This is a genomic window from Pseudomonas sp. 22526 (genome assembly GCF_052044735.1).
Lineage (GTDB): Bacteria > Pseudomonadota > Gammaproteobacteria > Pseudomonadales > Pseudomonadaceae > Aquipseudomonas > Aquipseudomonas piscium.
In genome coordinates, this window is the sequence record NZ_JBQENK010000018.1 from 1 (window position 1) to 15338 (window position 15338).

At 62.0% G+C, this 15338-nt stretch carries 11 protein-coding genes and 1 tRNA gene; 4 read left to right on the forward strand and 8 right to left on the reverse strand.

Annotation, left to right across the window (positions count from 1 at the left end):
* On the forward strand, positions 1 to 5641 hold a 5641-nt coding region (locus tag ACTJKT_RS23740), incomplete at its 5' end, for a VCBS domain-containing protein (protein WP_440788788.1).
* 164 nt (positions 5642 to 5805) lie between these two features.
* On the opposite strand, the gene ACTJKT_RS23745 is transcribed toward ACTJKT_RS23740, so the two are convergent.
* The 5 genes from ACTJKT_RS23745 to dapA all read right to left on the reverse strand — a co-directional run bounded on the left by ACTJKT_RS23745 (position 5806) and on the right by dapA (position 9490).
* Positions 5806 to 5895, reverse strand: a tRNA-Ser gene (locus ACTJKT_RS23745).
* An 84-nt stretch (positions 5896 to 5979) separates the two neighbouring features.
* Positions 5980 to 6690 carry a phosphoribosylaminoimidazolesuccinocarboxamide synthase gene (gene purC, locus ACTJKT_RS23750; protein ID WP_007930242.1) on the reverse strand — a complete coding sequence of 237 codons (711 nt, stop codon included), beginning with the start codon at positions 6688 to 6690 and terminating at the stop codon, positions 5980 to 5982.
* A gap of 28 nt (positions 6691 to 6718) precedes the next feature.
* The gene (locus ACTJKT_RS23755; protein ID WP_097302350.1) at positions 6719 to 7477 is read right to left on the reverse strand and encodes an MBL fold metallo-hydrolase; all 759 of its coding nucleotides are present in this window, start codon (positions 7475 to 7477) and stop codon (positions 6719 to 6721) included.
* 4 nt (positions 7478 to 7481) lie between these two features.
* On the reverse strand, positions 7482 to 8594 hold the full coding sequence (bamC, locus tag ACTJKT_RS23760; protein ID WP_007930240.1) for an outer membrane protein assembly factor BamC: 1113 nt from the start codon (positions 8592 to 8594) through the stop codon (positions 7482 to 7484).
* Between the two features lie 17 nt (positions 8595 to 8611).
* The gene (dapA, locus tag ACTJKT_RS23765; RefSeq protein WP_009042590.1) at positions 8612 to 9490 is read right to left on the reverse strand and encodes a 4-hydroxy-tetrahydrodipicolinate synthase; all 879 of its coding nucleotides are present in this window, start codon (positions 9488 to 9490) and stop codon (positions 8612 to 8614) included.
* A 327-nt stretch (positions 9491 to 9817) separates the two neighbouring features.
* Here dapA and ACTJKT_RS23770 point away from each other — a divergent pair, with 327 nt between their 5' ends.
* Positions 9818 to 10378, forward strand: a complete 561-nt coding sequence (locus ACTJKT_RS23770; protein WP_440788789.1) for a glycine cleavage system protein R — start codon at positions 9818 to 9820, stop codon at positions 10376 to 10378.
* A gap of 11 nt (positions 10379 to 10389) precedes the next feature.
* Positions 10390 to 10863: a peroxiredoxin gene (locus tag ACTJKT_RS23775; protein WP_440788790.1), complete on the forward strand. Its 474-nt coding sequence runs from the start codon at positions 10390 to 10392 to the stop codon at positions 10861 to 10863.
* A 70-nt stretch (positions 10864 to 10933) separates the two neighbouring features.
* On the opposite strand, the gene ACTJKT_RS23780 is transcribed toward ACTJKT_RS23775, so the two are convergent.
* Together ACTJKT_RS23780 and ACTJKT_RS23785 are read right to left on the reverse strand one after the other, a co-directional pair.
* On the reverse strand, positions 10934 to 12004 hold the full coding sequence (locus tag ACTJKT_RS23780) for an AI-2E family transporter (RefSeq protein WP_097302348.1): 1071 nt from the start codon (positions 12002 to 12004) through the stop codon (positions 10934 to 10936).
* A 41-nt stretch (positions 12005 to 12045) separates the two neighbouring features.
* Positions 12046 to 12285, reverse strand: coding sequence for a sulfurtransferase TusA family protein (locus ACTJKT_RS23785; RefSeq protein WP_007930235.1), 240 nt, complete (start codon positions 12283 to 12285; stop codon positions 12046 to 12048).
* Between the two features lie 97 nt (positions 12286 to 12382).
* On the opposite strand from ACTJKT_RS23785, the gene ACTJKT_RS23790 reads away from it, so the two are divergent.
* Positions 12383 to 13816, forward strand: a complete 1434-nt coding sequence (locus ACTJKT_RS23790) for a M48 family metalloprotease (protein WP_007930234.1) — start codon at positions 12383 to 12385, stop codon at positions 13814 to 13816.
* Positions 13817 to 13892: 76 nt separating this feature from the next.
* On the opposite strand, the gene ACTJKT_RS23795 is transcribed toward ACTJKT_RS23790, so the two are convergent.
* Positions 13893 to 15320: a DegQ family serine endoprotease gene (locus tag ACTJKT_RS23795; RefSeq protein ID WP_025805021.1), complete on the reverse strand. Its 1428-nt coding sequence runs from the start codon at positions 15318 to 15320 to the stop codon at positions 13893 to 13895.
* Positions 15321 to 15338 lie beyond the last annotated feature (18 nt).

Here is a 15338-nt window from a genome sequence, read left to right on the forward strand (position 1 = left end):
GGCACTGGTCGCCGGCTTCTCGGTCGATCAGGACAGCTGGGACTACAGCAGCAGCCAGAACCTCGACTTCCTCGGCGCCGATGAAACCATCACCTTCTCGTACACGGTGGTTGCCACCGATGACAGTGGCACAGCTAACGCTGCCTCGGCGACACAGACCGTGACCATTACCCTCACCGGCACCAACGATCAACCAACCCTGACGATTGCCGACACCACCGGCGCGATGAACGAAGGTAACGCTGCGGCCACATTGAGCGACAGCGGCGCCCTAAGCTTTGCCGATCTGGACAGCACCGACATGGTGACCGTATCGCACACCGCCAACAGCGACATCGCCTGGAGTGGCGGCACGCTCAATGCGGGCGTGGCTTCGGCACTGGTCGCCGGCTTCTCGGTCGATCAGGACAGCTGGGACTACAGCAGCAGCCAGAACCTCGACTTCCTCGGCGCCGGTGAAACCATCACCTTCTCGTACACGGTGATCGCCACCGATGACAGTGGCACAGCTAACGCTGCCTCGGCGACACAGACCGTCAGCATCACCATTACCGGCAGCAACGACGCGCCGGTACTCAGCTTCGCTACCGGCAATGATCTCGGTGCCGTGCAGGAAGACACCACCCTCAGCGTCAGCGGTCAGTTCAGCTCGACCGACATCGATCACGCTGCCACGGCCACCTGGAGCATCACCGGGTCCAATACCGGCAGCTATGGCTCAATTGCCGTGGATAGCACTGGCCAGTGGACTTACACCCTGGCCAACGGCACCGATGGCATTGCCAGTGCCGTGCAGTCGTTGAAGGCGGGTGAGAGTCATGATGAGGTGTTCAGTATGCAGGTCAGCGATGGCCTGGGCGGCATGGATACCCAACTGGTGACCGTTACTGTCACCGGCAGCAACGACGCGCCCGTGCTCAGCTTCGCCATCGGCAACGATGCCGGCGCCGTGCAGGAAGACACCACCCTTAGCGTCAGCGGTCAGTTCAGCTCGACCGACATCGACCACGATGCTACGGCCACCTGGAGCATCGCCGGGTCCAATACCGGCAGCTATGGCTCGATCGCCGTCGACAGCACCGGCCAATGGACCTACACCCTGGCTAACGGCAGCGACGGTGTCGCCAGTGCGGTGCAATCGCTGAAGGCCGGCGAAAGCCACGACGAAGTATTCAGCGTCCAGGTCAGTGATGGTCTCGGCGGCGTGGATACCCAGCAGGTGACCATCACCGTCACCGGCAGCAATGATGCACCGGTGCTCAGCTTCGCAACGGACAATGATCTCGGTGCCGTGCAGGAAGACACCACCCTCAGCGTCAGCGGCCAATTCAGCTCCGCCGACATCGACCACGATGCGACCGCCACCTGGAGCATCAATGGCTCGCCAACTGGCAGCTACGGCTCGATCGCCGTGGACAGCACCGGCCAGTGGACCTACACCCTGGCCAACGGCACTGATGGTGTCGCTGGTGCGGTGCAATCGCTGAAGGCGGGCGAGAGTCATGACGAAGTGTTCAGCGTGCAGGTCAGCGATGGCCTGGGCGGTGTGGATACCCAACTGGCGACTGTCACCGTCACCGGCAACAACGACGCACCGGTGCTCAGCTTCACGACAGGCAACGATGCCGGCACCGTGCAAGAGGATTCCATCCTCAGCGTCAGCGGCCAGTTCAGTTCGGCCGATATCGATCACGATGCTACGGCGACCTGGGGCATCGCCGGACCCAATACCGGCAGCTATGGCTCAATTGCCGTGGATAGCACTGGCCAGTGGACTTACACCCTGGCCAACGGCAGCGATGGCGTTGCCAGTGCGGTGCAGTCGCTGAAGGCGGGCGAAAGTCATGATGAGGTATTCAGCGTACAGGTCAGCGACGGTCTGGGCGGCGTGGATACCCAGCTGGTGACCGTCACTGTCACCGGTACCAACGACGCCGCCGTGCTGTCCTCGGCCAGCGTCACGCTGAGCGAAACCAATGCTCCGCTGACCACCGGCGGTAGCCTGACTGTCAGCGATATCGACAGCCCGGAAAGCTTCCAGGCCCAAACCGACACCGCCGGCAGCTACGGAAAATTCTCCATCGGCACCGGCGGTGCCTGGACCTACGTCGCCGACTCCGCACACAACGAGTTCACCGCCGGCACCACCTACACCGACACCTTCGCCGTGAGCAGCGCCGACGGCACCCTCACTTCGGTCACTGTGCATATCCTCGGCACCAATGATGCGGCCGTGCTGTCCGCCGACATCGCCAACCTGACCGAAACCAATGCCGCCGCCGACATCTCCACCGCCGGCACCCTGACCATCAGCGACATCGACAGCGCCGCAACCTTCGTCGCCCAAACCAACACCGCTGGCAACTACGGCAAGTTCTCCATCGGCACCGGCGGTGCCTGGACCTACGTCGCCGACTCCGCCCACAACGAGTTCGCCGCCGGCACCACCTACACCGACACCTTCGCGGTGAGCAGCGCCGACGGCACCCTCACTTCAGTCACCGTGCATATCCTCGGCACCAATGATGCGGCCGTGCAGTCCGCTGACATCGCCAACCTCACCGAGACCAATGCCGCCGTCGACATCTCCACCGCCGGCACCCTGACCATCAGTGACGTCGACAGCGCCGCAACCTTCGCCGCCCAAACCAACACCGCTGGCAACTACGGCAAGTTCTCCATCGGCACCGGCGGTGCCTGGACCTACGTCGCCGACTCTGCCCACAACGAGTTCGCCGCCGGCACCACCTACACCGACACCTTCGCCGTGAGCAGTGCCGACGGCACCCTCACTTCGGTCACCGTGCATATCGCCGGCAGCAACGACTTGCCGACTATCACCTCCAACGGCGGTGGCACGACGGCTTCGGTCAGCGTGGCGGAGAACACCACGGCAGTCACCACGGTGACGGCGACCGATGTTGATCTGCCGGCGCAAACGCTGAGCTACAGCATCGTCGGCGGAGCGGACGCCGCGAAGTTCTCGATTGCTTCAGACACAGGAGCGCTGAGCTTTATCTCTGCACCCAACTTTGAAGCGCCGACGGATTCGGGAACGAACAATGTCTATGACGTGATTGTGCGGGCATCGGACGGCACGCTGTTTGACGACCAGGCGATCGCGGTCGCCGTGACAGGCGTCAACGACAACAGCCCGGTGATCACCTCCAACGGCGGTGGTACGACGGCTTCAGTCAATGTGGCGGAGAACAGCACCGCAGTCACGACAGTGGTGGCGACCGATGCAGATCTACCAGCGCAGACGCTGAGCTACTCGATCCTGAATACGGCCGGGACGGACTTCGGCAAATTCTCGATCAGTGCGAGCGGAGTGCTGACGTTCAATTCCGCGCCCGATTACGAGAATGCCCAGGATATCGGTGGTACCGACGGCGACAACGCCTACGTTGTGGACGTTCAGGTGGCCGACGGCAATGGCGGCACCGACACGCAGACCATTACGGTAAACGTGCAGAACGTCGTCGAGACGCCAGTCGATAGCGTGCCGCCGACGGTGACAATCACGGGGACGGCCTTAGGCAATTCGGTTGGCTCAACGTCGACGGTCACATTCCAGTTCAGTGAGACAGTGAGCGGTTTCAACCTTGCGGATGTCTCGGTGACTAAAACGAGCGGAACGCCCCGCGCAACCTTCAGCAACTTTACCCAGGTCGATGGCGACACCTACACCGCGACGCTGACCAGAACGCTGAGCGGTAGCGTGAAAGTCGACGTTGCCGCGAACAGCTACACCGACCTGGCGGGTAATCCCGGGGCTGCCGGGAGCAGTGCGAACCTTCCAGCAGGCGTTGCCGGCGAACCCATCAATCTGGCCCTCAACGTTCCACTGACCGAGATCAGCGGCCCGGTAACGGTGGCCATCAGCGGCGTTCCTTCGGGGTGGGTGTTCAATGCCGGAACCGACAATGGCGACGGCACCTGGACCGTGCAGACCAACGATCCCGGCGCCTTGACCCTGACCACCCCAAGCGACTTCGCGGGTGCATTGGTGCTTGATATCAACCTGTACTGGAGCACCAGTGACGGCAGCACCGCAAGCGCCTACGTGTTCAACAACGTCGAAGTCTATGCCCCCGGCTCGCCGATCTTCGCCTTGTCCGCTGACGACAACCTGACCGGCTCGTCCGGTGCCGACACGTTCGTCTTCGCCCAGCCGATCGGTAACAACCAGATCTACGACTTCGATGTCGCGGCGGACAAGGTCGACTTGATCGGCTTCACAGGCGTCACCGCCTTCGCTGACTTGAGCATCACCAACGACGCGAACGGCAATGCCCTGGTCAGCATCGGTTCCGGCCAGACAGTCACCCTGAGAGGTGTCGATGCGGCGGACCTGGGCGAAGCGAACTTCCAGTTCGATGTCGACCCGCTCACCCACAACAGCGGCACCCTCAGCATTGCCGACGGCGCGATCATGCCGTTCGGTGGCGGCATCCATAACAGCGGCACCATCGAGCTCGGCTCCGCCGGCAACGAGACCAGCCTGGAGATTCTGTTCCGTGGCGCGACCTTGACCGGTGGCGGCCAGGTGCTGCTATCGGACAACGCGCAAAACGTGATTTTCGGCGGCAGCGCCGACACCGTGCTGACCAATGTCGACAACCGCATTTCCGGCGCCGGCCAGTTGGGTGCCGGGCAAATGATCCTGGCCAACGCGGGGCTGATCCTGGCCAGCGGTTTGAACAGTCTGGTACTCGACACCGGCACCCACACCATCACCAACAGCGGTGTGCTGGAGTCCACCGGCACAGGCGGCATGACAGTGGCCAGCGCGGTCGAAAACACCGGCCATCTGTGGGCCAATGGTGGCGACCTGCACCTGCTGGCCGACGTGACCGGCAATGGCAGTGCGACCATCGACGGCGATGCCAGCCTGACCTTTGCCGGTGCAGCACACACCTCCGTCGCCTTCCACGGCGAAGGCGCGGGCTCGCTGGTGATCGCCCAGGCTGAAGCGGCGGGCTCGCTGGTCGGCATCCTCGGCCTTGAGAGCGATGACTTGCTGACGTTCGGCGATCTCGCTTTCGGCGCCAACACCCAGCTCAACTACACCGCCAATGCCTCTGGCGCCGGCGGCCTGCTGACGGTGGACGACGGTGCACATCGAGCCGAGGTGAACCTGCTGGGGCACTACTCGGCGAATGACTTCCAGGTCAGCGACAGTGGCGAAGCCGGCACCCAAGTCAGTTACCACGGCCAATCCAGCGACACCCTGGTGGGCAGCATGCTCGCCGACACCCTCAGTGGCGGCGACGGCAACGACATCATCGTCGGTCGTGACGGCGAGGACAGCCTCAGCGGCGGCGCGGGAGCCGACGTGTTCGCCTACCTCAACGCGAATGAAGGCGGCGACCACATCCTCGACTACAACTTCGCCGAAGGTGACGCCCTCGACCTCTCCACGCTGCTCAACGCCAACTTCGTCAGCGGCACCAGCCAGGTGGCCGACTTTGTCCAACTGGCCCAATCCGGCAGCGACATCACTGTGCAGGTGGACCCCGATGGCGCCAACAATGGCAAGCACTTCGTCGATGTGGCGACGCTTGACCACACTGCCACGTCCGCCCCCGATCTGGTGCGCACCTGGTTCGGGGAGGCCGACCATACGCTGACGGCGTGATGCGTTGGGCTGGAGCTGACTGGGAGGGTGAGTATGCTCGATGTGAATCGAGTGGCTCCCTCGAAATCCAAATGGGGGGAACAAACGGGGAATAAAAAAGCGGCCAGAAACGACGAAGCCCCTGAAAACTTTAACGTTTTCAGGGGCTTCGGCTACTTCAATAATGGCGGAGAGATAGGGATTCGAACCCTAGGTACCCGCGAAGGTACAACGGATTTCGAATCCGTCCCATTCGGCCACTCTGGCATCTCTCCAACGGCGCGCATCATAACAGCACCTTTGCCCGAAGCGAAACCCTTCGAGCAAATTTTTTCCGTGCTATCAGTCGGTTGCGTCGATTACAGCGGTACGCCCAGACGGTTTGCGACTTCTTCGTAGGCTTCGATCACATCACCGAGGCCCTGACGGAAGCGGTCCTTGTCCATCTTCTTGCGGGTTTCCTTGTCCCACAGGCGGCAGCCATCCGGGCTGAACTCGTCGCCCAGGACGATCTGGCCGTGGAATACGCCGAACTCCAGCTTGAAGTCCACCAGCAGCAGGCCGGCGTCGTCGAACAGCTTGCTCAGGACCTCGTTAACCTTGAGCGACAGCTCTTTCATCCGCGCCAGTTGCTCGGCGGTGCCCCAGCCGAACGCCACGACGTGGGATTCGTTGATGAACGGGTCGCCCTTGGCGTCGTCCTTCAGGAACAGTTCGAAGGTGTAAGGGTTGAGTTTCAGGCCCTCTTCCACACCCAGGCGCTTGACCAGGCTGCCGGCGGCGTAGTTGCGCACGACGCACTCGACCGGGATCATGTCCAGCTTCTTCACCAGGCACTCGTTGTCGCCCAGCAGTTTGTCGAATTGGGTCGGCACGCCGGCCTCTTCGAGCTTCTGCATGATGAAGGCGTTGAACTTGTTGTTCACCATGCCTTTGCGATCGAGCTGCTCGATACGCTTGCCGTCGAACGCCGAGGTGTCGTTGCGAAACAGCAGGACCAGGCGGTCGGCGTCGTCGGTCTTGTAAACCGATTTGGCTTTGCCACGGTAGAGTTCTTCACGTTTTTCCATGATGGGCTCCGCTTGCTAAGTAGGTGGGCTAGGCGATGTGTCGCCAGTCGAGCCCTGAATCTTGATCGGCCAGTTGCAGCCAGTCCGGGTCGCACCCGAGGGTGTCGACAAAACATTGCCGGGCCAGCTGCGGCAGGTTGTTCTTGCTGCTGAGATGGGCCAGTACCAGATGCTGCAGGTCCTGCCAGCCCAACTCGGCCACCAGGCTTGCGGCCTGGTGGTTGTTCAAATGTCCCATTTCCCCACCGACCCGCTGCTTGAGGAAATACGGGTAGTAACCTCGGGCCAGCATGTCGCGGCAGTGATTGGCCTCGATCATCAAGGCATCCAGCCCGCGATAGCGGTCGATCACCCTGTCGCAGTAGGAACCCAGGTCGGTCAGCAGGCCGAAACGCCGCTGACCGTCACTGAACACGTACTGCACGGGTTCCAGCGCATCGTGGGCGACGCGTGTCACGTCGATGCTCAAGGCACCGACCTGAAGCGTCTCGCCTCCGGCGAGAAAACCCGCGGCCTCCACCGGCTTGCGCATCCCGCGCAACGTGCCGCGACTGAGGTAGACCGGTAAATTGTAGCGCCGAGACAGCAAACCCACGCCATGCACGTGGTCGGCATGTTCGTGGGTTACCAGAATCGCGCTCAGCTGCGCGGGGGCTACCCCCAGGCGCAGCAGGCGCCGCTCGGTTTCGCGCAAGGAGAAACCACAATCCACCAGGACGTAGGTGTCGTCACTGGCTATCAGCGTGCCATTCCCTTGACTACCACTGCCGAGAACGGCGAAACGCATCGGATCAGCCCAGGTTGTCCTGAATCACAGTCAACACTTTGCGCGCCACTTCAGGCGGAGCAACGGTGTTGATGTCCTTCTCGACGGTGACCTGGACGTTGTCGCCCACCTTGCTCAGGCGAACCTGATAACGCTCGGCGCGGGCTTCGATTTCTTCCTTGGCTGGTGCGCTGCCGAACAACTTGCCGAAGAAGCCCGGCTCGTCGTTTTTCTTCTCGGCTTTTTCCGCCAGGTTGATGTAGTACAGGCCCAGGCTGCGGTTGATGTCTTCAACGCGCCACTCGCCCTGCTCCAGGGCGCGGCCGACGCTCGACCAGGCGCGGTCGAGGTCTTCGCCAAGGTTGAGCACCACGTTGCCGCTGCCGTCTTCGGTGAGGCTGACGCGGCTAGGGGTATCGAAATCACGCGCGGCCAGCAGGGACACCGAACCACCCTTCTCGGCGCTGCGGCTCATGCTGGCGAGCATTTCGTCGACCAGCGCGGCATCCAGGCTGGTGTTGACCGAGCGGTTGGTGAAATCGACGTTGGACGTGCTGCCGACAGGACGCTCGGCGCTGACCACGTAGACTTCACTGGTATTGCGCTGCACGCCTGGTTCGATACGCACCCGCACGCGGGTTTCGTTATCGGCCGAACCTACGCTGCCCAGGCGCTTGGCCATGGACGCGGAGAGTTCGTCGGAACGCTGCCAGGCGGTGGTGAACTCGCCGGTTTGCGGGCGTTGCTCGTCAATACGGAAACCGTTGTCCTGGAAGAACTGCATGGCCACCGGCCAGACTTCGGCCGGGGCGTGCTGGGCCATGACCCAACGTGCATCGCCGCTCTTCTGCAGGGTGTAGTCGCTGGCATCGGCCACCGAGCCCAGCGGCTGCGGACGCGGCACGATGTATTCGCCCTTGACGGTGTCGTCGGCCACGTTGCGCGGAATCGGCAGCAGCGGATCAAGGCGTTTGGAGGTGCTGACATCCGACGGCAGTTGCATCGGTGCGGTCTGTTGCGCTTGCAGGTAATCGCTGCCGCGGTCACGGAAGTAGCCTTCCGGCCCCCAGATCCAACCGCAGCCACTGGTGCTGGAGATAATCAAGGCAAGTGCGGAAAGTCCGGCCAATCGCTTCATGCGTAGTACTTCCTCAATTAAACCAATACGCCGGACTGGCGCATGGCCTGCCGCAGCGGTTCGTGACAGGCAGCACTGAGCCAGGTGAGTGGCAAACGGATACCGTTCGCCATCAAGCCCATCTCGCACAGGGCCCATTTCACGGGAATAGGGTTGGATTCGATAAACAGAGTCTTGTTGAGCGGCATCAGCTTCTCGTGGATCGCCCGGGCGGTGGCGGCATCGCCACGCATCGCGGCGGCGCACATCTCGCTCATGGCTTTTGGCGCCACGTTGGCGGTCACCGAAATATTGCCCTTGCCGCCCAGCAGGATCAGTTCGACGGCGGTTGCGTCATCGCCGGAGTACACCAGGAAATCGCTGCTCACGCCGGCCAGGATGTCCTTGGCTCGCTGCAGGTCGCCGGTGGCTTCCTTGATGCCGATGATGTTCGGCACGGTCGACAGGCGGATCACGGTCTCGGCCTGCATGTCGCAAGCGGTGCGGCCCGGCACGTTATAGAGGATCTGCGGGATATCGACGGCTTCGGCAATGGCGCGGAAATGCTGATACAGGCCTTCTTGCGTCGGCTTGTTGTAATAAGGGGTCACCAGCAGGCACGCGTCGGCACCGGCGATCTTCGCGTTGGTGGTCAGCTCGATCGCTTCGCGTGTCGAGTTCGCGCCGGTACCGGCGATCACCGGGATGCGCCCTGCAACCTGAGCGACCACGCGACGAATCACTTCGATGTGTTCGTTCACATCGAGGGTGGCCGACTCACCTGTAGTGCCGACCGCCACAATGGCGTTGGTGCCCTCTTGCAGGTGGAAGTCCACCAGTTTGCTCAGGCTGTCCCAGTCGAGACGACCCTGTGCATCCATGGGTGTGACCAGTGCCACCATACTGCCCGCAATCATGCAACCGCTCCTGCCGGAAAAAGAGAGCGGTAATGGTACTGGCGCCAAGATGCTTGTACAAGCGAAGTACCGCGCTGCGAGCATTCCCCTGAGCGATGTATTTCGCTACCCTTCAGACTTTGATCGGTACTGCTAAGCTTGTACGCCGGGTTCCAGCCTCCCTTTTCGGCATCCGAAGCCCCAATCCCGCGTTGCCGCCCTTCGCTCTCGCCTTTATGGAGCTCGCCGCAACCTGGCGGTTCAGGGCTTCTGAAACCGCATCCGGACGTTTACCCAGTACTCGTGCCTGCAAAAAGTATCGACCGCTCATCGCTTTAGGAATGCTGCATGTCCACCCCCACAGTCCGCGAACAATTCCTTGTCATCAGTGCCCTCGGCGCCAACCCCATGGAGCTGACCAACGTCCTGTGCCGCGCCAGCCATGAAAACCGCTGCGCCGTGGTGACCTCCCGCCTGACCCGCCACGGCGAGTGCAGCGCGCTGATCCTGGAGGTTTCCGGCAGCTGGGATGCCCTGGCGCGCCTGGAGGCCGGCCTGCCATCGCTGGCGAAGAAATACGCCTTCACCGTCAACGTGGTACGCAGCGCGGCCCTGGAAAACCGCCCGCAGGCCCTGCCTTATGTGGCTTACGTCAGCGCCGCCTACCGCCCGGACATCGTCAACGAACTGTGCCAGTTCTTCATCGACCACCATGTCGAGCTGGAAAACCTGACCTGCGATACCTATCAGGCCCCACAGACCGGCGGCACCATGCTCAACGCCACCTTTACCGTGACCTTGCCGGCCGGCACCCAGATCAGCTGGCTGCGCGATCAGTTCCTGGACTTCGCCGACGCCATGAATCTCGATGCGTTGATCGAACCCTGGCGCCCACAGAACCCAATGTAAGGAAAGCCCCAATGGCCGTTGCCATCGACCAACCTGTCGCCAACTTCGAAGCCCCGGCCACCAGTGGTCAGAGCGTCAGCCTCGCCGCGCTCAAGGGCAAGCAGGTGGTGATCTACTTCTATCCGAAGGACAGCACCCCGGGCTGCACCACCGAAGGCCAGGGCTTTCGCGATCAATACGCCGCGTTCAAGGCCGCCAACACCGAGGTGTTCGGCATCTCCCGCGATGGCCTGAAGTCCCACGAGAACTTCAAGTGCAAGCAGGAGTTCCCCTTCGAGCTGATCAGCGACAAGGACGAAGCCGTCTGCCAGCTGTTCGACGTGATCAAGCTGAAGAAGCTCTACGGCAAGGAATACATGGGCGTCGACCGCAGCACCTTCCTGATCGACAAGGACGGCGTGCTGCGTCAGGAATGGCGTGGTGTGAAAGTACCGGGCCACGTGGACGCGGTACTGGCCGCCGCGCAGGCGCTGAACAAGGCCTGAGCGGGACAACCTACTAAAAAGGGGGCGGCTGATTCAGTCTCCCCCTTTTCATTTCCAGAACAGAGCCGTTCTACAGCAAAGGCGCCACGACCGGCTCCTTGCGCGGCCAGGCATCCAGTACCGCCTTGAACAGGGTGGCCAGGGGAATCGCGAAAAACACCCCCCAGAAGCCCCACAGCCCGCCAAACAGCAGCACCGCACAGATGATGGCCACCGGATGCAGGTTCACCGCCTCGGAGAACAGCAGTGGCACCAGCACGTTGCCGTCCAGGGTCTGAATGATCCCGTAGACCGCCATCAGGTAGATGAACTGATCACTCCAGCCCCACTGGAACAAGGCGATCAGCGCCACGGGTACGGTCACCACCACCGCCCCGACGTAGGGCACCACCACCGAAATCCCCACCAGCAATGCCAGCAGGGCCGCGTAGTTCAGCCCCAAGGCCACGAAGGCGATGTAGGTCACTCCACCGCAAATGACGATCTCGATCACCTTGCCACGGATGTAGTTGGCGATCTGCCGGTTCATTTCCTGGCCCACCCGGGTGATCAGGGCCCGCTCCCGCGGCAGGTAGCCGCGCACCCACTGGCTGATCATCGCCCGGTCCTTGAGGAAGAAAAACACCAGGATCGGCACCAGCACCAGATAGATCATGATATTGACCAACAGCGGCAGGCTGGACAGCGAAAAGGTCAGCGCCCACTGGCCGAACTTGCCGATCTCGCCGCGCGCCACCTCGATCGCCTGCAGCACCTGCTCGTCGGACACCAGGTGCGGATAACGCTCCGGCAACAGCAGAAGCAGCGATTGCCACTTGGCGAGCATTCCCGGCAGCTCGTTGAACAAGGTGATCAACTGGTGCCACAGCAGCGGCACGACGACCACGATGAACACCAGCAGCAGCCCCATGAACAAGGCAAAGACCAGGCCCACCGCTGCCCCGCCTGGCAAACGCCAGCGCTCCAGCGTGAGCACCAGCCCCTGCATCAGGTAAGCCAGCACCATCCCCGCCAATACCGGCGCGAGCATGCCGCCCAGGGTCAGCACCGCAGTGAAGGCCAGGAACAACAGAACGGCCAGTACCACAGCCTCTTCATCGGAGAAGTAGCGCTGAATCCAGTCGCGTAACACTTTGAACATCAATGATCCTTAAACAGAGGCGCGATGATTTCCGGGGCGATTCAGGCCTTCTTCAGCCAGTAACGATAGACTCCGGCTTCGTCTTCCTCGCGAAGCAGGGTATGACCGGCCAAACGGGCAAAGGTGCGAAAATCGCGCTGGGAACCGGCATCCGTGGCGATCACCTTGAGCACCGCGCCGCTGGCCAGGCGATTGAGTTCCATCTTGGCCTTGAGCAGCGGCAGCGGGCAGTTCAGTCCGCTGGCATCGAGCTCGGCGTCGTGGGCTACAGCATCAGTCATTGCGTCACTCCGGGAGGGTCGTCGAGATGCCTAGAATATCTGGTCCAAGGCCTGGTGTCCGGCTACAGTAGACTCTTTGTCGACTAAGGCTTTGTGCATGACTTTTTTGCGCCCTACCCTGCTGACGCTCGCTTGCCTGCTCGCCTCACCAGGCTTCGCCGACGACCTGCCGTCACTCGGTGATGCCAGTTCTGCCATTGTCTCGCCCCAACAGGAACACCAACTGGGCCGCGCCTGGCTGGCACTGCTGCGCAGCCAGGTTTCGCAACTCAACGACCCGCAACTCAAGGATTACGTCGAAACCAGCGTCTACAAGCTGGTCGAGACCAGCCAGGTCAATGACCGGCGCCTCGAATTCATCCTGATCAACAGCCCGCAGCTCAACGCCTTTGCCGCTCCCGGCGGGATTGTCGGGGTCAACGGCGGACTGTTCCTCAATGCCCAGACCGAAGGCGAATATGCCTCGGTGCTGGCTCACGAATTGGCGCACTTGTCGCAACGCCATTTCGCCCGTGGCGTCGAGGCCTCGCAACGTATGCAGGTGCCGATGATGGCCGCCCTGCTGGCCGGTATCGTGATCGCCGCGGCAGGCGGTGGCGACGCCGGGATCGCCGCCATTGCCGGCACCCAGGCCGCGGCCATCCAGGAACAACGGCGCTTCTCCCGGCAGAACGAGCAGGAAGCCGACCGCATCGGCATCCTCAACCTGGAAAAGGCCGGTTATGACCCGCGCTCCATGCCGACCATGTTCGAGCGCCTGATGCGTCAGTACCGCTTCGACGCCAAGCCGCCGGAGTTCCTGCTGACTCACCCGGTCACCGAATCGCGGATCGCCGACACCCGCAACCGCGCCGAACAGGCCAAGGCCGGGGGCAAGGAAGACAGTCTGCGCTATCAGTTGATTCGCGCACGGGTGCAGTTGATCTATGAAGAATCTCCCGGCATGGGCGCCAAGCGTTTCCGCGCCCAGCTCGACGAAAACCCGAAAAACGATATCGCCCGCTACGGCCTCGCCATCGCCCAGATCAAGGGCAGCCAGTTCAACGATGCCCGGGAAAACCTCAAGCAGCTGCTGGCCAAGCAGCCGAACGACATCACTTACAACCTGGCCCAGATCGACCTGGATACCGCCACCAGCCGCTTTTCCGACGCCCAGGCCCGGGTGGACAAGATGCTTGCGCAGTACCCGGGCAACTATCCACTGAACCAGGTCAGGGTCGATCTGCTGCTCAAGCAGAATCGCCCGGCGGACGCCGAAAAGGCCCTGGAAAGCCTGCTCAAGACCCGTTCCGACGATCCGGACGTCTGGTACTCGGTGGCGGAAACCCGTGGCCTGTCCGGCAATATCATCGGCCTGCATCAGGCGCGGGCCGAATACTTTGCCCTGGTCGGCGACTATCGCCAGGCGATCCAGCAGCTGGACTTCGCCAAACGTCGCGCCGGCAGCAACTTCCCCCTGTCTTCGCGGATCGACGCCCGCCAGCGCGAGCTGATGGACCAGGAGCAGATGGTCAAGGACATGATGCGCTGAACCCAACCGGCGCCCACAAAAAAGCCCGCCCCTTTCGAGGCGGGCTTTTTATTGCGCGATCAACCCGCCAGGCGGATTACTCGGCCAGCTTGAAGGTAATGAAGCTGGCACGTCCCTGACGCAGAACCCGCATCGAGACCGAACGGTTCTTCGGCAGTGCCTGGGCGATTTCAGTGAAGTTCTTGGTCGAAGTGATCGCCTGATTGTTCAGGTGAGTGATCACATCGCCCGGCTGCAGGCCAATCAACGCGGCTGGGCCGTCCTGAACTTCCTTGATCACCACACCACCCTTGAGGTCGTAGGTTTTCTTCTGCTCATCGGTCAGCTCAACCACCGCAACACCCAGACGGTTGCTGCTGCGCTCGGCACCGGACTTGCCAATGACGTCCAGGGTCTTGTCTTCGTCCGGAATCGCACCAACGGTCAATTCGACGTTCTTGCGCTTGCCGTCACGAATCACTTCCAAGTTGGCTTTCGCGCCCGCCTTGAGGGCGCCCACCAGATGCGGCAGGTCCGCCGACATGATGATCGGTTGACCGTTCATGCTCAGGATCACATCACCCACCTGCAGGCCGCCCTTGGCCGCCGGGCCGTCGTCCTGGATCTGCGCCACCAGCGCACCGGCCGGTTTCTCCAGGCCGAAGGATTCCGCCAGGTCCTTGTTCACTTCCTGGATGACCACGCCCAGCCAGCCGCGGCTGACTTTGCCACCGGCTTTCAGCTGGTTGGAAACGTCCATGGCGACATCGATCGGGATAGCGAAGGACACGCCCATGAAACCACCGGAACGGGTGTAGATCTGCGAGTTGATACCTACGACTTCACCCGCCAGGTTGAACAGCGGACCACCAGAGTTGCCCGGGTTGATCGGCACGTCGGTCTGGATGAACGGCACGTAGTTTTCGTTCGGCAGGCTACGGCCGATGGCACTGACGATGCCCTGGGTCACGGTGTGGTCGAAACCGAACGGCGAACCGATGGCCACGACCCACTGACCGGCCTTCAGGTCCTGGGATTTGCCCAGTTTCAGCACCGGCAGGTCCTTGCCATCGATTTTCAGCAATGCCACGTCGGAGCGTGGATCGGTGCCGATCAGCTTGGCTTTCAGTTCGCTGCGATCGGCCAGACGGACAAGGATTTCATCCGCGTCGGCAATCACATGGTTGTTGGTCAGGATGTAACCGTCCGACGAAATGATGAAGCCAGAACCCAGGGACTGGGCTTCACGCTGGCGATCGCCCCGTGGCGAACGCGGCTGCGGCGGCATGCCACGCTCGAAAAACTCGCGCAGCATCGGCGGCAAGCCTTCGAGGTCCGGCATCTGGGCAGAAACCTTGCGGTCCGGGAGCTTCTGCGTGGTACTGATGTTGACCACGGCAGGCGATGCCTGCTCGACCAGTTGCGTGAAGTCGGGCAAGTCCGCCGCCTGCGCGCTGACGGCCTGACCGAGCACCAGCACAGTAGCGAAAATGGAAAGATAGGATTTCAAACGTGGTATCGACATACGGCTCCCATTGCAACG